The sequence below is a fragment of the Microvirga sp. jy35 genome (genome assembly GCF_056148915.1).
Window position 1 is genome coordinate 35630 of the sequence record NZ_JBWBEW010000038.1, and the last position, 16638, is coordinate 52267.

The window sequence follows — 16638 nt, forward strand, 5'->3', positions numbered from 1 at the left end:
CATCCGATGCTCGTTCTCTCATTAGGCGCATCGTTGCCGCGGAAATCGGAGCCGCTTTTCCGCACAAGGTGCTGACGCTCTTAAGGCTGTGAAAATATGACCGATGTTCTGGAATCGATGCGCCGCATCTTCGTGCCGATCCATAAGGAGGGCTATCCCTTTATCCTGATCGCCCTGTTCGCGACGATCGTGCTGGCCTGGCTGTGGTCGCCGCTCGGCTGGATCGGCACGATCCTGACCGTCTGGGTCTGCTACTTCTTCCGCGATCCGCCGCGGGTGACGCCTCTTCGCGAGGGCCTCGTGGTCTCTCCGGCCGACGGCCGGGTGAACCTGATCACCACCGCGGTGCCCCCGGCGGAACTCGACCTGCCGCCCGAGCCCATGACCCGCATCTCCGTGTTCATGAACGTGTTCGACTGCCACGTGAACCGCGCGCCGGTCACGGGGCGCATCACCCAGATCCTCTACACCCCGGGCCTCTTCCTCAACGCCGAACTCGACAAGGCGAGCGAGGACAACGAGCGCAACGCCCTCGTCATTGAGACGGCGAACGCCAAGATCGGCGTTGTCCAGATCGCCGGCCTCGTGGCGCGCCGCATCGTATCCTTCGTGAAGGTGGGCAACCACCTGAGCACCGGCGAGCGCTTCGGCCTGATCCGGTTCGGCTCCCGCCTCGATATCTTCGTGCCGCTCAACGCCCAGGTCCTCGTCGGCCTGGGGCAGACTGCGGTCGCGGGCGAGACGGTGCTTGCGGACCTGACGGCCAACGAGCCCGCGCGGGAGTACCGGGTCGGGTAGGCCGTTTTCGGAGAAATGGGGCTCTGGACGGATCGGAGCCGTTCCCGTGGCAGGGGAAACCGCTCCGATCTTGGTTGCCGGTTAAGCTGGCACCCCCTAGATGTCATGGCATGAGCGATCTTTTTCCACCCTTCGCCCCCGATCCGAACGAGCCGCGCAAGCGGCTCTTCAAGCCGGTTCCGGTCCGGGTCATCATTCCGAACATCATCACCCTGATCGCCCTGTGCCTGGGGCTCACCGCCATCAGGCTGGCGTTCGAGGGGCGCTATGAACCGGCTGTCGTGGCCATCGTGGTGGCCGCGCTGCTGGACGGGATCGACGGCCGGGTGGCCCGCATGCTCAAGGGCACGTCCCGGTTCGGCGCGGAACTCGACTCTCTGGCGGATTTCGTCAATTTCGGCGTGACGCCGGCCCTCATCCTCTACAGTTTCCTGCTCAACGAGTTGAAGGCGATCGGGTGGATCGCCGTGCTGGTCTTTGCCATCGCGATGGTTCTCCGTCTCGCGCGCTTCAACGTGATGCTGGACGACCCGGACCGGCCCGAATGGAAGAAGAACTTCTTCACCGGCATGCCGGCGCCGGCAGGCGCGCTCACATCGATGCTGCCCCTCTATCTCTCGTTCCTGGGCGTCCCCATGGGGCCCGCGGCCGCTCCGATCGCCCTGGTCTACCTGCTGGGCTTGGCCTTCCTGATGGTCTCCACCATCCCGGTCTATTCGGGCAAGACCATAGGCCTGAAGGTGCCGCGCCACTGGGTTCTGCCGATCTTCGTCCTGTCGGCCGCGCTCTTCGGGCTTCTGGCGAATTTCCCCTGGGAGATGCTCACGGCCATTACCGTGCTGTTCCTCGGCTCCATCCCCCTCAGCGTCATGCGCTACCGCCAACTCGACCGAGCCCATGCCGTACAGGGGCCGCAGCCGCAGGCGACGGAATCCGAGCCTGAGCCGCCTGTGGCTTGATTCAAGCCCTGCCGGTGCCATGTTGTCACCGGGCTTAACCTTACCCCTTCAGTCACCTGAGAGGATCCTGCCGGATCCCGGAGCGTGGAGAGAAAAGTGGCGTCGTCTTCCGAGGTGTCGAATCCCAGCACGCGTCCGAAGCTCGTTCTCGCGTCCGCCTCGCCCCGCAGGCTTGCTCTCCTGCAGCAGGCGGGCATCGAGCCCGACGCGCTTCTTCCGGCCGATGTGGACGAGACGCCCCTGAAGAACGAGAGCGCCAAGGAACTGGCCAAGCGCTTGGCCCGCTCGAAGGCCGAAGTGGCCCGGAAGGTGGCCCGCACCCGCGAGGACCTGAAGAACTCCTATATCCTTTCCGCCGACACGGTGGTGGTGGTCGGAAAGCGGGTACTGCCCAAGGCCGAGGTGGCGGACGAAGCCGCAGGCTGCCTGCGCCTGCTCTCGGGCCGTCAGCACCGGGTCTACACCTCCATCTGCCTGATCACCCCCAAGGACACGATCCGCGAACGCCTCGTGGAGACGAGGGTGCGGTTCAAGCGCCTGTCGCGGGACGAGTTCGAGCGCTATCTCGCCTCGGGCGAGTGGCGCGGCAAGGCCGGCGGCTATGCCATCCAGGGGTTCGCCGGCACCTTCGTGGTCAAGCTCGTCGGCTCATACTCCAACGTGGTCGGTCTGCCCCTCTACGAGGCCGTCGCCCTGCTCGACGGGGAGGGCTATCCCGTCCGCTTCTCCTGGCTCGATGCGGCCTGAAACTGCGCCTCATGGGAAAGCCCGATCTTGCATCGGGCGACAACAGCAACCACGTTGCCGGTCGTGAAGGAAAGGAGGCGAGGGATGAACGCCGCCAACGAGAACAAGCCCCTGGCCTCGACCGGAAAATGCCCGATCTGCGGCAAACCGGCGGAGCCGCAGTATCGGCCGTTCTGCTCAAGGCGCTGCGCCGACGTGGACCTGAACCGGTGGCTCACCGGCAGCTATGCCATTCCGGTCGTCGAAAGCGAGCCTGACGATCCGGATGAAGACCGTCGGGAGACCTGATCCGGCTTCTTTCGAATTTTTCTCCTCCGACCCGCTGGACAGAGGGTCCCAGTCTGACTATACACCCCTCCACGACGCGCACGGCCTCGCCGCGCATCGGATGCCCAGGTAGCTCAGTTGGTAGAGCATGCGACTGAAAATCGCAGTGTCGGTGGTTCGATTCCGCCCCTGGGCACCATATCCCTCCTTAAGTTGCTGGTTTTAAATCACTTCTCAGAAGTGGGACTCGCAGGGTGGGACTCAGGTTCGACCCCCAAAGCCCTCGCAGCCAGCCGTTTTTGCTCCGCACCGCGCGTGTAGCGATCCACCTCCTTTGAGGTCGTGTGACCCGTCACCGCCATGATTTCGCGCGTCGAGCGTCCCCGCTCGGCCAGCCGCGCCGCTGCTGCCTTGCGCAGGCCGTGGGCCGAACAATGCTCCAGCCCTGCCTCATCGCACCATCTCCGCATCCGGTTGCCGAAGCCGTTTGACGTGAACGGCTTGCCGAACTCCGTCACGAGGAAGGCTTTCTCCCCAAGGGGCGACGCTTCAAGGATCTGACGCAGCTCCGGCATCACCGGGATCTCCAGGGTGATGGGCTTACGGTTCCGGTTCTTCTGCTGAGTAAACTTCAACCAGCCGTTCTTGAGGTGCTGCTTCCCAAAGAGCACGATGTCCGACCGGCGCTGCCCTGTGTAAAGCAAAAGGGCTAGGGCAAGGCGGGCGCTCGTTCCGATAGGGTGCGTGGCCTCGTACTGCTCAACCTCCTCCAATGTCCAGGAATGATGCCCCTGGCTGCCGGTCTTCAGGTAGGCCACATCCTTGGCCGGGTTCCTATCCGCCTCGTCGGCCTCTACCGCCCAGCCGAAAACCTGCCTGAGAGCCTTTACGAGCCCGTTGGCGGCCTCTGGCGTCTCAGCCTTAGCATCACGCCACTTCCGAATGTTCCTGGCCTCCAGGCGGGCGAATGGCAGGTGCCCGGCCTTCTCCGCCACCTTGTCCAAGATCCCGCGTCTGACGCGCTGGGTGCGGGCGTCCAAGCCCTTGAACTCGGCTGACCCATAGTAGGCCTTAAAGAGCCATTTCAGACTGCCAGGAGCAGCGGCTTCCTGCTTCGGCTTAATCGGAGCCGCATTCCGCTTGGCAGCCTCGTACTGCTCCATGAAATCGGGCGTCCATGGCATTCCCTGGAGGCGGACTTTCCGGCAGCCCCGTTTCTTGAAATAGATGCGGATATTGCTGTGGCGGTCTCTGTCCTCCACGCAGTATTCTGGCAGCCGCTGAGGCATCAGATCTCAATCCGGTCGAAGGGGTTGCTCTCGCTGCTGTCCTCATCAGGGAGGGCGGCCCAATAGGCCTCCACTCTTTTACGATCCCAGACGACGCGGCCATTGATCCTTTTTGGACCCGGCATGCGTCCGTCCTTGACCATGAGGTCGAACATGGAGGGGGAGACTCCGATATAGGCAGCCGCCTCAACTCGGCTCAGGCCGAGGGGCGGCAGGGACGGAGGGAGCGGATGTGTTGCTTGGGCTCTCATGGAGGCCGTCATCCTCAATCGTTATCAGCGAAGTGAAAGCGCAGATGGGTTCGGCTCACCGCGCTCGAATGGTTAAGGTTCAATAGCTTAGCCTGTCCCTTTTCTCCCTCCTTATGGGAGGCGCGGGTATCCTTCGACACTGGAGGAAGCGTGGCAGTTTCATGGCGTGAAGGATGCACGTAGCGCATGTCAGCTTGGCATTCTGGGACGTAACGAGCGCAGGATGGCTTCCCCATCTGAGACAGGACGCGATTATTCCTCCCGATCGTGTCGTTCCCTCTGGAAGTAGAGACTTCCCACCTCTCGGCCGCTGTCCCTAACAGCGGCCTTTTTCTTTGGTGCCACATGAGCGGCCGGCGCGCTCCTGCAAGCCTCAAGACAGGACTGAGGGCTATAGCTGTTTCAGCAAGGCGCTGAGTCGCTGTCGCTTCCGCCTCAGGGTCTCGGCTGGCTTGCTTCGTAATGAGAAAACGCCAACTTGGGGCTGCTCTTGGTGCGGCCTTTTTCTTCGGCTGTTTTCAGCGGCGGGCCGTTCGCCAGTCATACTCCAGTAACTATAGTCATTCACCATACTGAGAGCGTGGTCATCTGTGGCCGCTGTTTTGAGTATGAGTATTTCAATGACGCTACTGTTGCTTTTGCTTGTTGTGTCCTCGCTCGCAGCTTCAATTTTGCTCCCGGCTGGGCAGATGCTGATCTTGCCGAAGGGGTCTGGCAGATCGCACGCTCCCAGGAGCCTGGCTGCTCTCGAGCGTCGTGCATAAGGCTGCTGATCTGACAACGTCGTCATGTGCGGGCTTCCTGGAAGAAACCACCATGCTCGACCGCAGGAACGCGAGACGAGACTGCCGCAGTCGGCACGGTGGAAGGGGTGAAACTCATTTCGAGCGCCTGACAACGGAGCCATCCATTCGCTTCTTGAACGGAGAGTTCCGGCCACAGGGCATCGGTGTCTTGGGGCGGTGAACGCCTGTGTGGCGATCCTGCCGGCGAACGGCCCCAGCCAGGTTGCCCTTGTCCTCTGCCGTCTTGACCTTGTGGCAATCGACATGGGCGGGCTTCATGTTGTCGTCAGTGTCGGCAAGCTTCCCCAACATGGAGCGAGGGATCACATGCTCGACTTCCCACCGCTGGCGGGTGCCGTCGATCTTCAGTCCGCATAGGTGGCAAATTCCTCCGTGCATGAGGAAGAGCTCACGGCGCTTCTTGTCAGAGAGGGAGGGGCGAGCGTCGGTCAAGCAGCCCTCCCGGCGTTTCGGGTCAGCGTCTCAGGCCTGACGTTGATCAAGGCAGAGACGATCTCGAGCACAGCTTGCTTGCTGGCCTGAAACTCCTCTTTGCCCATAGCCCGCCTGGATTGGCTCTTGGGCTTACGAAGGACCACGATAGGACCGCGAACCACGACCACGGAGTATTCGTCCATAGCGCCGATGAAGTTGGCGACCCGAAGGGCAGCGGCATGGCTTCCAGCGTCAACCTCCTGCTGGTTGAAGTAGCCGGCGTCGATCAGAGCCCGCTTGCGAAGGTGCTCCGGCGTCCGGAACTGTTCCGATAGGTGCTCCGGCAGTTGGGCCCAAGCCTCAGCCACGAAGGCAAACTCATGGTTATGGCTGGCTGACGAGCGGTCGTTGTGCTCGACAAGGCGGTAATTCTCGCCGACCACAAAGGAGCGGTCGCACTCTGCTTGGCAGCGACGGTGTGGGACCATCGCCTCGCCATTCCACTGGAAGAGGATTGGTGCCGTGGTCATGCCGCTTCTCGCTCGTAGAGGCCGCGGAGCTGCTCGACCTTCTGCTCGACCTCAGCGAGGAACTCGCCAACATCCCGCTCCAGTTCAGCGATACGGCTTTGGTCGCGTTCGACCCGCTTCACGAACAGGCGCATCGACGGTGGGAGGCGCGGGTCGAAGGAGACGAAGTCGCACCACTGCCGCCCGGTGCAGGCCATCTGCCAGAGCATCTGCGTGACGTACTTCCCCGGCACCGTCTGGCTGATCAGCGTGTCGATGTGGGTGGCCGTGTTGGGGCACTTCACCTCCAGCAAGCCCTCGCCACCGACCAGGCCGTCAGGGCTCGCCCCGGTCATGGGGATGGCCGGGTGAGGTACGAAGCCGATCTGCTCGACCTCGGCACCGGAGCGGAACTCATAGGCCGCTCGGGCTTCCGGCTCCTGCTCCGTCCCCCACTGCATGGCGGCATTGCTGAACTTGTCGGCGCTGGTGCCGGTGAGACGCTCGGCTACGAGGTCGGCCATGTAGTTAGCGCGGGTTGCACCCCAACCGGTCTTGGTCTTGGCGATGACATCCGCCACGCGGGAAGCCGTGACCTTGCCGAGACGGACGGCGAACCATTCGGGCGTGCCTTGGACGATCTGTTCCATGGTCAGACCCTCTTGCCGTTGTTGCGGCCGAAAGCCTTGAGTTCCTTCACGGCCTCGTCGAAGCGCTTGGCCGGCAGGGCGGCGAGGCTCTCCACCTTCAGGAACCTGCAGAACTTCACCTCGTCAGCCTCTACAGATTGGATCAGCTCGCGAAGCTGCAGAACCTGCTCTTCTGTGACCGCAGGAGGGGCGCCTGCGCCATTGCCGTCATCGTCCTCGCCCCGGCTGGTCAGGTTCAGCAGGGCGGCAGCCGTGTAGCGCTTGCCGTAGGAGATGGATGATCCGTGAGCCTGGACGAGGTTGCGCCCCGGGCCCTTATCCACCGGCAGCGTGAACGTGGTGTCCTCGGAGTGGCCGCCCCGGTGGGTGAGCACGCCTGTCACGGCAACGAAGTCGCCTTCTGTCTTGGTGCGGAAGGAGATGGAGAACCCATGCTTGCCGAGGACCGGCCGGATCTGCTCGTTCACGTCCTCCCACAGGGCGTACCTGCTCCCGGTGTTGGTGTTCTTCCCACGCTCTTTGATGACTGGCAGTTCAGCCTGCATGTCGGCCAGGGCTGCAGCGAAGTCCGCCTGAGCATTCCGGGCGACAATGCGCTGCTGCATCTCAAGCAGTCGCTCCATCTTATCGATATCGACGTCGGGATTCCGGGCTGCGCGCTCGATCACCTGAAGGATTGCCGCACTCTCAGGGAGGGCAGGGGCGTTCACCGGCTCTTGGACTGCCACGGCGTTCGACTGGTTGCTCATTGATGCTTATCCTTCGGGAGTTTGACGACGGGCTTGGCCCATCCGCATTCTTCAGAGAGTTTCGCGATCATCTCGACGCGCAGGCGCTCTGAGCGCTTGGTCTGAGGGCCGCGATAGCGGGGAGTGACGGGGACGTGCTTCATGCCTGCACCAACATCCACATCCAGAAGGCCCAGAGAGCGAGGATGCCGCCAGCGAGAGCGCCCCAGACGATGTCCTCGACCTTCTGGCTGAAGGCCTTGCAGCGGGGAGACCTGAAGCACATTACGCAGCCCCTCCGAAATCGAGATCGATCCGGTTCTCATCCGTCCCGCCACAAGGGCAGGGGAGGAAGTCAGGCTCTCCGTCAGAGCGGCGGTTGAAGAGGATCCAGCCACTGTTGTCGCAGCGGGAGCAGCGTTCTCTTGTCCCGACCACGAGGGACTGGACATTTCCAACCTGCACATGCGGCATCTCAGTGCAGACGACGCGCAGACGATGAGGGAAGGTGACAACGATAGCCATCATCAGCCCCCGATCTTGGAGATGCGGGCCCGAGAGGCGCTTCGTCTCTCGGCAGCTGCAGATGCCCTCTCCACCCAGGCGTCGATCGACGGGCTGCGCTGGGCAGGGGCGGGGGCTACATGCTCCTCACGGACTCGGCCCATGTCGCGCATAGCCATGGCGAACTCAAGGCCGGAGAGGGAGCGGGCGCGGGAACGGGAGCTCCACATCTCACAACCCTCCCAGGATGATCGTCCAAGTGCCGACGGCCGTGGCGAAGATGCCAAGGCAGCAGAGTTCAACGAGGTTTCGTAGAGCTGAGTGAAGGAGGGACATGGGGCTCATCCAGTTCTGATTGGATGAGCTCACGATACTTTTCGCATCGTAAAATGTCAACACAAAACGTATCGTATGCGGTTATTCTTTCTTCGCCTGTCGGGGAGCGAGAGGGTCGTGTCTGTGGACGGCTGTGGAAAATTCCTAACTGTCTCGACTCTTCCTTAGGGTTACCCCACCATGAACAAAATAGGAACATTCATAGGAGCAAAGAATGTCCGTCCTTCTCCCGCCTTCCTTCCGCAGCGGTTCAGCCGTGCGTCCAATCCTCCAAGAGCGGCGCTTCAAGGTTTCGCTACGGTGCATCGATTGCGGCCACGAGCACCCGCTGGAGATGACGCTCTATGACGAGCCGAATGATCTGGCGACGCGGGACGACTTCTATGACAGCGGGGTAATCGACCGGATCCACTTCGAATGCGTAGAGTGCGGCTCCCAGCACGCGAGCTACCGGGATGTCGTATTCATCAAAGATGAGACCGACGCTGTCGGCTATGGAGGCTGAGATGACTGAGACGTTTCAGGGGAGGGTCATTGCAGGCCGTGGTGACGCTGAGAGTGTCGCCATCCAGGTCTTCAACTTCATCGTCTCGGATGTCGACCGGATTATCCAATTTTTGAACATCACAGGCCTTCAGCCTGAGACGATCCGCGAGTCGGCCAATCAGCCGCTCTTCCTGCTGGGCGTGCTCGATTACGCGGCCAAGGACGAGGAGCTACTGAAGGCGATCGAGAAGGAGCTGAATATAAGGCCGGCCGCGATCCTGGCGGCAGCTGTGCATCTGTCACCCGAGCCGGAGGGGGCGCCTTCAGATAAGAGACCTGAGCCGAAGGTTTCCGAGCTGCCGCGGCGTAACTTGTTCAACTAAACAGAAAGGCCTCCTCACCCGCCGTTGCCAGGTAGATGAGGAGGCCTCCCGGTCCTTGAAGGCAAGATGCGTGACAGCCTTCGGCAAGGGAATGCCTGATCCAAAAACCGGTTTCAGCTTGGCGTTAGAAAGAGCGCGCGTGTGGGGACAGCCAAAAGAAAAAGGCTCTCGTGAGGTTCCGCGGGAGCCAGTTGGAGGGCTGTAGGTGAACAATACCTCAAGGGATTAACTCCAAAGGGGTAGTAGTGTTCCAGCTTGGGCAAACAAAACTCTGGCTTAAGGTCAGGTTTGGACTAGTGCCGTACGCCTGCACGCACGTGAGGGCTATACCGGCAGCGCCTGATTGTTGACGAAGACGCACTGGATGGGTGCGCTTACAAGTAATCTGAACGCCGTTGCAGAGCTTTGGCCCCTCTGGTCGATATTCGATAAAGAGGCTTCAAGGAATCCTGCTCGACAAATCCGCGCTCTAGGAGGGCGGGCAGAGCCTTTTCGTCACCTGAACGAAGAGCTTCGGTGTTCCGGATGCTGCTATAGGGGATCCATTCCACGCGGGTTTTCTCAGCATGCAAGAAGCGCAAAAGCCGGGTCTCTGCATCTTTCATCGGATCTTTCGTACTCCTGAATGTCGAGGGGCACTGGGCCTCGTCCGCCCCACGTCTTGAGGGTTGAACGCCAGCAACTCGTCCCTCGGGATGGCACGGCTCACACCCTTTACACCGGAAGCGCCTGGTTGTTGAACACGAAGCGGACCAGCGACAGGATCGTCACCTCCTTGCCGTCGTCTGTATGGTGGTCCCGCCTCATGACGATAGGCTTATGGGCCTTATTGGAAGATCGGGGGTGGAACTCCACCCGGTCCGGGAAGACCTTCAGTTCCTTGACGGAGCGCTCCCGGAGTTGCCCGTCGGCTGTGGTCTGCTGGACCACTACGTTAAGGCCGTCCTTCGGCTCTAGCCCTAGATCCTCCCAAGCGGCAGTGATGATGATATCGCCATCGTTCATTGGGTTCGGCCTGGCTTGGTTCATGGAATCACCCTTGACCCGGTGAGCTCTTTGTCGGGCGAAGGGGAACACGGGATCTCTAGGCGCTGAGACGACTTCGCCTAAGTCATCGTCAAAGGCTTCCAGAGCCAAGAAGGCGCCGGCCTGAACGGATCCGTCAATCTTGGCGAGGCGGAAGGAACCTTGAGTTGGCAGATCCTCAACAGTGTTCCCGCCCCCAGGCGGAGGGGCTGGTGTTGCTCTTTCTCCGGTGAGAAGCCACCCAGGCGACACTTTGAATGCCTTAGCGTACTGCTCGGCAACCTTGGGCTTGAGCCCGCGGCCACCGTTCTCGTGTGCTCGGTAAGTGATCTCATTCCAGCCGAATGCGCGCGCGGCATCGGTGGCACTCTCGTACCCGGCCTTGAGTCGCGCTCGCTGGAGCCGTTCGAAGGGTTCTTCCATCCCCGATACATTGCATATCGCACGATACGTTTCGTCTTGACGAGCTACGATACCTAACGTATCGTGGGAAGCTATGAACACGTTTGATGACCTCTTCCAAGCCTGTGGTGGTCCCGCCCGCGTCGGCCGAATGATCGGTGTAACGACCGAGCACGCCACCTCGATGAGGCGTAGGGGATCAATCCCCGCCAGCTATTGGCCTGATCTCATTCGAGAATGCGCTGCGGCCGGCGTTAAGGGCGTGACCTACGAGCACCTTGCAGCAATGGCAGCCGCCCGACGACGCGCTGCCATTAATCAGAGCGTGGCCGCCTGATGCCCTCCATTCCCCATTCCCCTTCCATCGGCGCCTCCCCGGTATCTGCTGCCGATGAGAAGAGCGCGGGCAGCGCACATGCCCCTAGTGCTGCCCGCGCTTTCCTTCTTACTCTGCTGATTGCTCTCTCTGACCTTCGGAAGAGCCTCCTTCAGCTTCCGCAGAACATGGGCGCGGATCTCCTTATCCGTCGCGCCCTTCGGCCTCTCCTTGTCGCCAACCATCTCGAAGCCCCCGCTTCCATGGCTGCTGTTGTCGCATCCTCCCGTCCAGCTTTCATCTCATATCGCTAGGCAAACGTTCCATGAACGCCCGTAACCCTTACACCTCCATCAAAGCCGCCTTTGACGCTGATGTTGATCGTCTTGGTGGTGTTGTCGTCGCTGCCAGCAAGAGCCGGGTAGGGCAGGCGCTGATCTCCCGCTACTCGTCCATCTCGGACCAGAACATCACCACGCATGTCCCGGCTGACGTGCTGCTCGACATCACCATGGAGATCGTGCGCCGGGGCGGCACGCCGGAGACGTTGCAGGTTCTTGCTGACCTCGCAGGCTTCAAGCTAGTGCCTCGTGAAAGCGGCGAGGCTGAGGGTGACGACTTGATCCGCCACCTGGCCGACACCACACGCGCGCAGGCAAAGCTCTCCACGACTATTGCCGACGCCCTTGCTGATGGCCGGATCGATCCTCGTGAGAAGCAGGCGATTGATGCCGCCGCCGCCGAGGAGGAGAAGGAGCTCGCTGAGCTCCGCAACGATCTGCAGCCCGCCACCGTGACTCCGATCCGCGGGGCTGCGTGATGCCTGGACGCCCGCATTCAGAAGAGACCATCGCGGCCATCAAAGACCTCCGCGCCAAAGGCCGCAGCATCAGTGAGATTTGCGCCGCTGTTCGCGCCGGTCGCGCAACCGTCTCCCGCTACGTGAAGGGCATCCGTCTTCCGAATGGCCCCCTCAAGCGCGGTCCGAAGGGCCGCAGGAGCGCAGCATGACAGACGGCACAAACACCGAGCCGGTCACCTCGTTCATGGACCGGATCCTCAACCTCAAGAAGGAAGAGGACCAGATCAAGGAAGACATCAAGAGCGTCTATGCCGAGGCCAAGGCTATGGGCTTCGACAAGACCGCTTTGGGTGACGCCATCGCTCGCATCCGCAAGCTGCAGAAGGACCCGGAGAAGCTCTCCGAGCGCGAGACGATCCGTGATCTGTACCTGCAGGCCTACGAGGACGCCTCGCGTACGCATGCGCATGCGCGTGAGGGCTGATCATGCAGGCTTCCCGCACCAAGAAGGCTCCGAAGCCTCGGCTTCCTCTCTGGACGGGGAAGCTTGTCACCCGCGATCAACTCCCGACGCAGAAAGAGATCGTCCTCCACTTCTCGACGGCCAACTTCCTCGACAAGTGGCTGCACCCGGATTGGCGGTACACGCATTTTCCGGCCGGCGAGTTGCGTCATCCGAAGGTGGGCGAGAAGCTGAAGCGGATGGGCCTGAAGACCGGATGGCCCGACTTCCAACTGATCGCACCCACCGGCCTCTTCCATGCGCTTGAACTCAAGCGGGAAGGCGAGGGGCTCAATGACGATCAGGAAGCCTTCGCCGCCTTCTGCCTCAAGAATGGCATCCCTCACGCTGTGGCCGACACGTTCAAGCAGGTTGTCGAGACCCTGAACGGCTGGGGCTGCCTGCGCATCAAGTTCGCAGAGGTGCTGTGATGGTGAAGTTCCGCCGCCAAGCCGAAGCGCTCGACATCTGCAAAGAGCATGCCCTCGAGGGCTTCTTCTACTTCAGCCGGGTGCGTGAAGAGAAGGCCAGCAAGTACGGCGATTATGTCGAGGCTCGTCTCGCAGCCTCGGAGAGCGTCAAGAAGCTCGCCACAGCTGAAGAGGGGTTCGGCAGTGCTCGCGTGCGTTCCTGGCTGGACGAGATCGAGGCCAAGGCAATCGCCGCCCTGAACAAGCATGGTGCCGCATGAGTAAGACCCCGCGCCTTGTCGCGTTCATCCAAGCCGTTATGGCCCTTGATTGTGACGACACAACCAAAGGCACCGTGATCTGGAATGTCGCCGATGGCCTCCACGGCAAGATGAGCGAGTTAATCCGGAGGCTTACACCGTTCGGCCTGTCCTTCGACATCACGATTGCAGCGGCTGAGGCCTGGGAAGAAGCCAACCCCCAAGGCTCGGTCTCTCGCCGGGCCGTCGAGCGCGAATATAAGCCTCGTCATCCTATTGAGAACTGGACGCCGCGCCTCCCTGAGAAGGAATGGCTCCCGCTGACGGGACAGGTCTACCGCCGAGATGGATATGTCTGCTCGTACTGTGGTGACACAGAAGGCCCGTTCGCGATTGATCATATCCACCCGCTCAGCCGAGGTGGATCAAACGACATCAGCAACCTTTGCGTCGCATGCCGCACCTGCAATTCCAGCAAGGGCGACAAGCTCCTGGTTTCTGAGTGGAACGGGAGGGGCAACCAATGACCGTTGCTGATTTGGTCTCTCGTCTCGTCGAAGCAGGCGCAACGCCTGAGATGATCAAGATTGCCGTGGAAGCCTTCGATAGCCAGCGTGTGGCCTATGAGACCATGCGTGCAGAGAAGGAAGCCGAGGAGAAGGCTCGGAAGCAGAACCAGCGCGAGCGCACCGCAAAGAGCCGCCAGAGGAAGAAGGGCGGCGTTGTCACTGAGCAAGCGATGTCACGTGACGGTAACGTTACAGACACGTTGCAGGGCCGTGACTGTCACAGTGACACCCCCTCCCAGGTTCCCCCCAATGATAATAACTCTAACCCCCCTCCTACCTCCCCCAGTTCCGATGCTGACGCATCGGCGCTGCCTGCCGTCAGCGACTTGGCTGAGGTTTCGATCAACGATCAAATCTGGAATTCGAAAGCTGCCCTGGCTGACCTGTCGGGCAAATCGGAAGCCAGCGTCGGCAAGTGGATCGGCAAGGCGCTGAAAGACCATCCGTCCGATGTCGTGAAGCAGGGCATCGACGCCGCCCTGCTCGCCGGAACCCGCGATCCCTTCAGCTACGCCCGCAGCGTGATGCTCAACTCCCGAGGAGCCCAGAATGCCCAGCCAGGAACTCGCAACGGTCGAACAAATTCCGCCGCTCGACCCGAGGGCACCGCGGCTCGAGTCGCTGCCATCATGGGCTACGAGCCTGAACCAGATGTGCATGGATCTGAGGAAGAACGACGCGTATCGGATTGGCCCTCATGGTCGGAAGGTCGTAACCGTACCCGCTTCCTCGATGCCGAGCCCGACACAGCGGGTGTTTATCGAGCGTAGGGTCGCGGAGCTGGACCGCATGATCCAGCCCGGGCCGGTCAAAGAGATCGACGCCACCATTGGGGCGATCATCGTCCGTTACGCCACCACCCGCCAGGATGACGACATGATGCGGGCCCGGATGGAAGGCTACCGGATCGTGCTGCGGGACTATCCAGCATGGGCCGTGCGCGAGGCTTATGCCCGCTGGCTGAAAGGCGAGATTGGCCGAGAGCACGACGCTTCCTTCCCGCCGCCTGAGCGCGTCCTCCACGAGTGCGCCAAGAACCTGCACATGGCAGCCATGGGGCAGCGGGTCGGCCTTCAGATGGTTCTCGACGCAGAGGGTTATCAGCCGCCGAGCGAGGCTGAGATGGAGGAGCGCCGCAAGCGCCTGCAGCTGCTCACGCAAAACATTGCCACCACGGCAAGCCCCGAAGATCGCGGCCTTGGCAAGCCAAAGCGCCAGCCCGAGACGCCCGAAGAGCAAGCCCGCAAAGAGCAGATATTCAACAACCCCGGCAAGGGCATTCTGGCTGGTCTTCGCGAGATGCAGGAGGCGGAACATGCAGCAGCCGAATGAAGCCACCACTGAGCAGCGCGAGCGGGCCGCTCGGTACAGGCAGGAAGTTGTACGGCCCGAATTGACGGCCAAGGAAGCGTCCCCGAAGGTCAAGGAAACGCCCGAAGACACGTTGGCCCGGATCAAGTCCGAAGGCTGGGGCGACATCGGTGTGAGCGACTCCATCCGCGCCACCCTCCCGAACATGAGGAAAAGGAGCGCGGCATGAGAAAGGGCAAGCAAACATGGAAGCCCAGTTCCGCAGGGCGATCCGTAGAGCTCTGTACGAGGACCTTCATACAAAGGCGAGGGAAGCATGAGCGTCCGTGAACAGCGCCCCAACAAACTGAACTCCCGGCAGGTGAGGGAACTCAACGAGCGTCTCAAGGCGAGGCGCAGGACTAAGGAAACGCTAGCGCAGATCGCCGCTGATTTCGGCGTCACCTATCAGACGGTCAACTATCACGCCAAGAAGCTGCCGCCTTCGGTCCGGTTCAAGCCGGTGCCATGCCATATTGATGAGGCCGAAGTGCTGCGCCTGTACGGCATACACATGAACCAAGGCACGGTTGCCGAGATACTCGGCATCCCGACACGAACGATTTCCCGAACGATCGCCCGCATGGAATGGAAGACAGCAGCATGACGAACCTCCCGCGGTTCGCCCTGTCTGCCAAAGCCTTGGAGTGGATGCAGCTTGCTCCCGAGCTTGTCTCACAGTTCCGAGAAGTACCTCAGGTCAACCATGAGCCTCCGGAGACCTTCGAGGGGCTCACCTGGTTCGTCGTTGTCTGCAATCCCAAGTGCGAGAGGAGGGCGCAACTCGGCCTCAGGCGTGCCGGGTACCAGACCTATCTGCCTCAGACTAAGCGCCGGGTCGTCCACGCACGCAAGAAGGAGGAACGGGAGAGCCCGCTCTTCCCGCGGTATCTGTTCATCGGCCTGCGCTCCGATCAGGACTTCTACAAGCTCCGGGGCGTGGACGGCGTTGAGGGCGTGGTGAGGGACGGCTACGGCGCCCCGGCCCGCATTCCGGCTCCTGAGCCACGAGACGGGCAGGAAATGCCTAACCATCCGCTGGCGAGGCTCTTGGAGCGGGAGTTGGCTGGCGAGTTCGACTTCACCCGTTTGCCGGATCTGGGGCCACAGTATGAACCAGGACAGGTCGTGCGGGTGACCGTCGGAGCCTTCACCGACCTTCAGGCGCAGGTCGTCTCCATGCTCTCTAAGGGCAGGGTGGAGGTGGTGCTCGATATTATGGGCAGGGCTTCGAAGGTGAAGATCAAAGCGACCGAGCTGCAAAGGCTGGAGGCCGCCGAGTGAAGTGCGCAGGCTAAGGAAGCTCCGAGTGTAAACACGAAAAAGCCCTGCCTTTTGACGGGCAGGGCTAAGTTCTCCTCGCCTTCGGAGCTACCCGAAAACAAAACCAATAGGGCATATGGTACCCGCCGTGTCAAATCCACGAAGTGTTAAGATATTGGTAAGCACAATCGCAGCCTAGGCCCCATTGATCAGGGTCTAAATCAGGGGGTGTTGTATCTTTGTCATAGCTTTTCTTGGCTGCCGCCCCATAAACTGCCTCACTATCTTCTCGCCCCAAGGATTTTATTCATGAAAAATCTTGTTCTCGGTCTGCTTGCCGCTACGGCGATCACCACTGCCGGCATCTCTGCGGCTTCCGCTGCTGACCTTCCGATGCGTGCGGCTCCTCCGGCGGCTCCGTTTATCGCTGCCGTTCCGGTCTTCACCTGGACTGGCTTCTACGTCGGTGCGCAGGTCGGCTATGGCTGGAATGCCAACGAAAACGACATCGTTCTCCCGACCGGCTTCGTGGTGCAGAGCGGCGATTTTGGTGACAGCGGCGACGGCTTCCTGGCCGGTGTCCATGCTGGTTACAACGTTCAGCTCGGCTC

Annotated in this window: 26 protein-coding genes, 1 tRNA gene and 1 pseudogene; 18 read left to right on the forward strand and 10 right to left on the reverse strand. The window is 61.3% G+C overall.

Annotated elements, in window-relative coordinates; translation table 11 throughout:
- The first annotated feature begins 96 nt into the window (after window positions 1-96).
- The 5 genes from AC0QTX_RS21650 (at window position 97) to AC0QTX_RS21670 (ending at window position 2970) form a co-directional block, all read left to right on the forward strand.
- On the forward strand, window positions 97-798 hold the full coding sequence (locus AC0QTX_RS21650; protein ID WP_474605890.1) for a phosphatidylserine decarboxylase: 702 nt from the start codon (window positions 97-99) through the stop codon (window positions 796-798).
- Between the two features lie 110 nt (window positions 799-908).
- On the forward strand, window positions 909-1757 hold the full coding sequence (gene pssA, locus AC0QTX_RS21655; protein ID WP_474605891.1) for a CDP-diacylglycerol--serine O-phosphatidyltransferase: 849 nt from the start codon (window positions 909-911) through the stop codon (window positions 1755-1757).
- A 96-nt stretch (window positions 1758-1853) separates the two neighbouring features.
- Window positions 1854-2504 (forward strand): Maf-like protein, encoded by a 651-nt coding sequence (locus AC0QTX_RS21660; RefSeq protein ID WP_474605892.1) that lies wholly within the window; start codon window positions 1854-1856, stop codon window positions 2502-2504.
- An 84-nt stretch (window positions 2505-2588) separates the two neighbouring features.
- Window positions 2589-2792, forward strand: coding sequence for a DNA gyrase inhibitor YacG (gene yacG, locus AC0QTX_RS21665; protein WP_474605893.1), 204 nt, complete (start codon window positions 2589-2591; stop codon window positions 2790-2792).
- 102 nt (window positions 2793-2894) lie between these two features.
- Window positions 2895-2970: transfer RNA gene (locus tag AC0QTX_RS21670), tRNA-Phe, on the forward strand.
- Between the two features lie 28 nt (window positions 2971-2998).
- Here AC0QTX_RS21670 and AC0QTX_RS21675 read toward each other — a convergent pair.
- From AC0QTX_RS21675 to AC0QTX_RS21715, 9 genes are all read right to left on the reverse strand, one after another.
- Window positions 2999-4060, reverse strand: coding sequence for a site-specific integrase (locus tag AC0QTX_RS21675; protein ID WP_474605894.1), 1062 nt, complete (start codon window positions 4058-4060; stop codon window positions 2999-3001).
- Window positions 4060-4311, reverse strand: a complete 252-nt coding sequence (locus tag AC0QTX_RS21680; RefSeq protein WP_474605895.1) for a helix-turn-helix transcriptional regulator — start codon at window positions 4309-4311, stop codon at window positions 4060-4062. Before AC0QTX_RS21680 ends, AC0QTX_RS21675 begins: the two co-directional genes overlap by 1 nt.
- Window positions 4312-5189: 878 nt before the next feature.
- Window positions 5190-5549: an HNH endonuclease gene (locus AC0QTX_RS21685; RefSeq protein ID WP_474605896.1), complete on the reverse strand. Its 360-nt coding sequence runs from the start codon at window positions 5547-5549 to the stop codon at window positions 5190-5192.
- Window positions 5546-6061, reverse strand: a complete 516-nt coding sequence (locus AC0QTX_RS21690) for a hypothetical protein (protein WP_474605897.1) — start codon at window positions 6059-6061, stop codon at window positions 5546-5548. The genes AC0QTX_RS21685 and AC0QTX_RS21690 overlap by 4 nt, the downstream gene beginning before the upstream one ends.
- Entirely contained in the window at window positions 6058-6690 is a 633-nt protein-coding gene (locus tag AC0QTX_RS21695) for a lambda exonuclease family protein (RefSeq protein ID WP_474605898.1), read from the reverse strand. Before AC0QTX_RS21695 ends, AC0QTX_RS21690 begins: the two co-directional genes overlap by 4 nt.
- A gap of 2 nt (window positions 6691-6692) precedes the next feature.
- Window positions 6693-7439, reverse strand: a complete 747-nt coding sequence (locus AC0QTX_RS21700) for an ERF family protein (protein ID WP_474605899.1) — start codon at window positions 7437-7439, stop codon at window positions 6693-6695.
- 139 nt (window positions 7440-7578) lie between these two features.
- Entirely contained in the window at window positions 7579-7704 is a 126-nt protein-coding gene (locus AC0QTX_RS21705; protein ID WP_474605900.1) for a hypothetical protein, read from the reverse strand.
- Window positions 7704-7946, reverse strand: a complete 243-nt coding sequence (locus tag AC0QTX_RS21710; RefSeq protein WP_474605901.1) for a hypothetical protein — start codon at window positions 7944-7946, stop codon at window positions 7704-7706. The genes AC0QTX_RS21705 and AC0QTX_RS21710 overlap by 1 nt, the downstream gene beginning before the upstream one ends.
- On the reverse strand, window positions 7946-8152 hold the full coding sequence (locus tag AC0QTX_RS21715) for a hypothetical protein (protein ID WP_474605902.1): 207 nt from the start codon (window positions 8150-8152) through the stop codon (window positions 7946-7948). Before AC0QTX_RS21715 ends, AC0QTX_RS21710 begins: the two co-directional genes overlap by 1 nt.
- Window positions 8153-8472: 320 nt before the next feature.
- On the opposite strand from AC0QTX_RS21715, the gene AC0QTX_RS21720 reads away from it, so the two are divergent.
- Both AC0QTX_RS21720 and AC0QTX_RS21725 read left to right on the forward strand, forming a co-directional pair.
- Window positions 8473-8763: a hypothetical protein gene (locus AC0QTX_RS21720; protein WP_474605903.1), complete on the forward strand. Its 291-nt coding sequence runs from the start codon at window positions 8473-8475 to the stop codon at window positions 8761-8763.
- Window position 8764: 1 nt separating this feature from the next.
- The gene (locus AC0QTX_RS21725; RefSeq protein ID WP_474605904.1) at window positions 8765-9127 is read left to right on the forward strand and encodes a DUF3572 domain-containing protein; all 363 of its coding nucleotides are present in this window, start codon (window positions 8765-8767) and stop codon (window positions 9125-9127) included.
- A 714-nt stretch (window positions 9128-9841) separates the two neighbouring features.
- Here AC0QTX_RS21725 and AC0QTX_RS21730 read toward each other — a convergent pair.
- Window positions 9842-10156: a hypothetical protein gene (locus AC0QTX_RS21730; protein ID WP_474605905.1), complete on the reverse strand. Its 315-nt coding sequence runs from the start codon at window positions 10154-10156 to the stop codon at window positions 9842-9844.
- Between the two features lie 1040 nt (window positions 10157-11196).
- Between AC0QTX_RS21730 and AC0QTX_RS21735 the strand changes: the two genes are divergently transcribed.
- The 11 genes and pseudogenes from AC0QTX_RS21735 to AC0QTX_RS21785 form a co-directional block, all read left to right on the forward strand.
- Window positions 11197-11691 carry a phage regulatory CII family protein gene (locus AC0QTX_RS21735; protein ID WP_474605906.1) on the forward strand — a complete coding sequence of 165 codons (495 nt, stop codon included), beginning with the start codon at window positions 11197-11199 and terminating at the stop codon, window positions 11689-11691.
- Window positions 11692-11878: 187 nt separating this feature from the next.
- On the forward strand, window positions 11879-12157 hold the full coding sequence (locus tag AC0QTX_RS21740; RefSeq protein ID WP_474605907.1) for a DUF2312 domain-containing protein: 279 nt from the start codon (window positions 11879-11881) through the stop codon (window positions 12155-12157).
- A gap of 2 nt (window positions 12158-12159) precedes the next feature.
- Window positions 12160-12606 carry a VRR-NUC domain-containing protein gene (locus AC0QTX_RS21745; protein ID WP_474605908.1) on the forward strand — a complete coding sequence of 149 codons (447 nt, stop codon included), beginning with the start codon at window positions 12160-12162 and terminating at the stop codon, window positions 12604-12606.
- Complete coding sequence (locus tag AC0QTX_RS21750; protein WP_474605909.1) at window positions 12606-12866, forward strand: hypothetical protein; 261 nt, start codon at window positions 12606-12608, stop codon at window positions 12864-12866. The genes AC0QTX_RS21745 and AC0QTX_RS21750 overlap by 1 nt, the downstream gene beginning before the upstream one ends.
- Entirely contained in the window at window positions 12863-13372 is a 510-nt protein-coding gene (locus AC0QTX_RS21755; RefSeq protein ID WP_474605910.1) for an HNH endonuclease, read from the forward strand. Before AC0QTX_RS21750 ends, AC0QTX_RS21755 begins: the two co-directional genes overlap by 4 nt.
- Window positions 13369-14184, forward strand: coding sequence for a hypothetical protein (locus AC0QTX_RS21760; RefSeq protein ID WP_474605911.1), 816 nt, complete (start codon window positions 13369-13371; stop codon window positions 14182-14184). The genes AC0QTX_RS21755 and AC0QTX_RS21760 overlap by 4 nt, the downstream gene beginning before the upstream one ends.
- A gap of 19 nt (window positions 14185-14203) precedes the next feature.
- Window positions 14204-14746: a hypothetical protein gene (locus tag AC0QTX_RS21765; protein WP_474605912.1), complete on the forward strand. Its 543-nt coding sequence runs from the start codon at window positions 14204-14206 to the stop codon at window positions 14744-14746.
- Window positions 14730-14954 (forward strand): hypothetical protein, encoded by a 225-nt coding sequence (locus AC0QTX_RS21770; RefSeq protein WP_474605913.1) that lies wholly within the window; start codon window positions 14730-14732, stop codon window positions 14952-14954. Before AC0QTX_RS21765 ends, AC0QTX_RS21770 begins: the two co-directional genes overlap by 17 nt.
- 87 nt (window positions 14955-15041) lie before the next feature.
- Window positions 15042-15371, forward strand: coding sequence for a hypothetical protein (locus AC0QTX_RS21775; RefSeq protein ID WP_474605914.1), 330 nt, complete (start codon window positions 15042-15044; stop codon window positions 15369-15371).
- Entirely contained in the window at window positions 15368-16048 is a 681-nt protein-coding gene (gene nusG / locus AC0QTX_RS21780) for a transcription termination/antitermination protein NusG (RefSeq protein WP_474605915.1), read from the forward strand. Before AC0QTX_RS21775 ends, nusG begins: the two co-directional genes overlap by 4 nt.
- Window positions 16049-16336: 288 nt before the next feature.
- Window positions 16337-16638: pseudogene (locus AC0QTX_RS21785) on the forward strand (outer membrane protein); the annotation flags it as partial.

Excerpts from the sequence above, each read along its gene's own strand:
- nusG (WP_474605915.1), top strand. The coding sequence starts at position 15,368 with ATGACGAACCTCCCGCGGTTCGCCCTGTCTGCCAAAGCCTTGGAGTGG.
- AC0QTX_RS21775 (WP_474605914.1), top strand. The coding sequence starts at position 15,042 with ATGAGCGTCCGTGAACAGCGCCCCAACAAACTGAACTCCCGGCAGGTG.
- AC0QTX_RS21765 (WP_474605912.1), top strand. The coding sequence starts at position 14,204 with ATGATCCAGCCCGGGCCGGTCAAAGAGATCGACGCCACCATTGGGGCG.
- AC0QTX_RS21750 (WP_474605909.1), top strand. The coding sequence starts at position 12,606 with ATGGTGAAGTTCCGCCGCCAAGCCGAAGCGCTCGACATCTGCAAAGAG.
- AC0QTX_RS21730 (WP_474605905.1), bottom strand. The coding sequence starts at position 10,156 with ATGAACCAAGCCAGGCCGAACCCAATGAACGATGGCGATATCATCATC.
- AC0QTX_RS21680 (WP_474605895.1), bottom strand. The coding sequence starts at position 4,311 with ATGAGAGCCCAAGCAACACATCCGCTCCCTCCGTCCCTGCCGCCCCTC.
- AC0QTX_RS21725 (WP_474605904.1), top strand. The coding sequence starts at position 8,765 with ATGACTGAGACGTTTCAGGGGAGGGTCATTGCAGGCCGTGGTGACGCT.
- AC0QTX_RS21735 (WP_474605906.1), top strand. The coding sequence starts at position 11,197 with ATGAACGCCCGTAACCCTTACACCTCCATCAAAGCCGCCTTTGACGCT.
- AC0QTX_RS21760 (WP_474605911.1), top strand. The coding sequence starts at position 13,369 with ATGACCGTTGCTGATTTGGTCTCTCGTCTCGTCGAAGCAGGCGCAACG.
- AC0QTX_RS21720 (WP_474605903.1), top strand. The coding sequence starts at position 8,473 with ATGTCCGTCCTTCTCCCGCCTTCCTTCCGCAGCGGTTCAGCCGTGCGT.
- AC0QTX_RS21690 (WP_474605897.1), bottom strand. The coding sequence starts at position 6,061 with ATGACCACGGCACCAATCCTCTTCCAGTGGAATGGCGAGGCGATGGTC.
- AC0QTX_RS21755 (WP_474605910.1), top strand. The coding sequence starts at position 12,863 with ATGAGTAAGACCCCGCGCCTTGTCGCGTTCATCCAAGCCGTTATGGCC.
- AC0QTX_RS21675 (WP_474605894.1), bottom strand. The coding sequence starts at position 4,060 with ATGCCTCAGCGGCTGCCAGAATACTGCGTGGAGGACAGAGACCGCCAC.
- AC0QTX_RS21695 (WP_474605898.1), bottom strand. The coding sequence starts at position 6,690 with ATGGAACAGATCGTCCAAGGCACGCCCGAATGGTTCGCCGTCCGTCTC.
- AC0QTX_RS21770 (WP_474605913.1), top strand. The coding sequence starts at position 14,730 with ATGCAGCAGCCGAATGAAGCCACCACTGAGCAGCGCGAGCGGGCCGCT.
- AC0QTX_RS21705 (WP_474605900.1), bottom strand. The coding sequence starts at position 7,704 with ATGTGCTTCAGGTCTCCCCGCTGCAAGGCCTTCAGCCAGAAGGTCGAG.
- AC0QTX_RS21700 (WP_474605899.1), bottom strand. The coding sequence starts at position 7,439 with ATGAGCAACCAGTCGAACGCCGTGGCAGTCCAAGAGCCGGTGAACGCC.
- AC0QTX_RS21715 (WP_474605902.1), bottom strand. The coding sequence starts at position 8,152 with ATGTGGAGCTCCCGTTCCCGCGCCCGCTCCCTCTCCGGCCTTGAGTTC.
- AC0QTX_RS21650 (WP_474605890.1), top strand. The coding sequence starts at position 97 with ATGACCGATGTTCTGGAATCGATGCGCCGCATCTTCGTGCCGATCCAT.
- AC0QTX_RS21740 (WP_474605907.1), top strand. The coding sequence starts at position 11,879 with ATGACAGACGGCACAAACACCGAGCCGGTCACCTCGTTCATGGACCGG.
- AC0QTX_RS21745 (WP_474605908.1), top strand. The coding sequence starts at position 12,160 with ATGCAGGCTTCCCGCACCAAGAAGGCTCCGAAGCCTCGGCTTCCTCTC.
- pssA (WP_474605891.1), top strand. The coding sequence starts at position 909 with ATGAGCGATCTTTTTCCACCCTTCGCCCCCGATCCGAACGAGCCGCGC.
- AC0QTX_RS21710 (WP_474605901.1), bottom strand. The coding sequence starts at position 7,946 with ATGATGGCTATCGTTGTCACCTTCCCTCATCGTCTGCGCGTCGTCTGC.
- yacG (WP_474605893.1), top strand. The coding sequence starts at position 2,589 with ATGAACGCCGCCAACGAGAACAAGCCCCTGGCCTCGACCGGAAAATGC.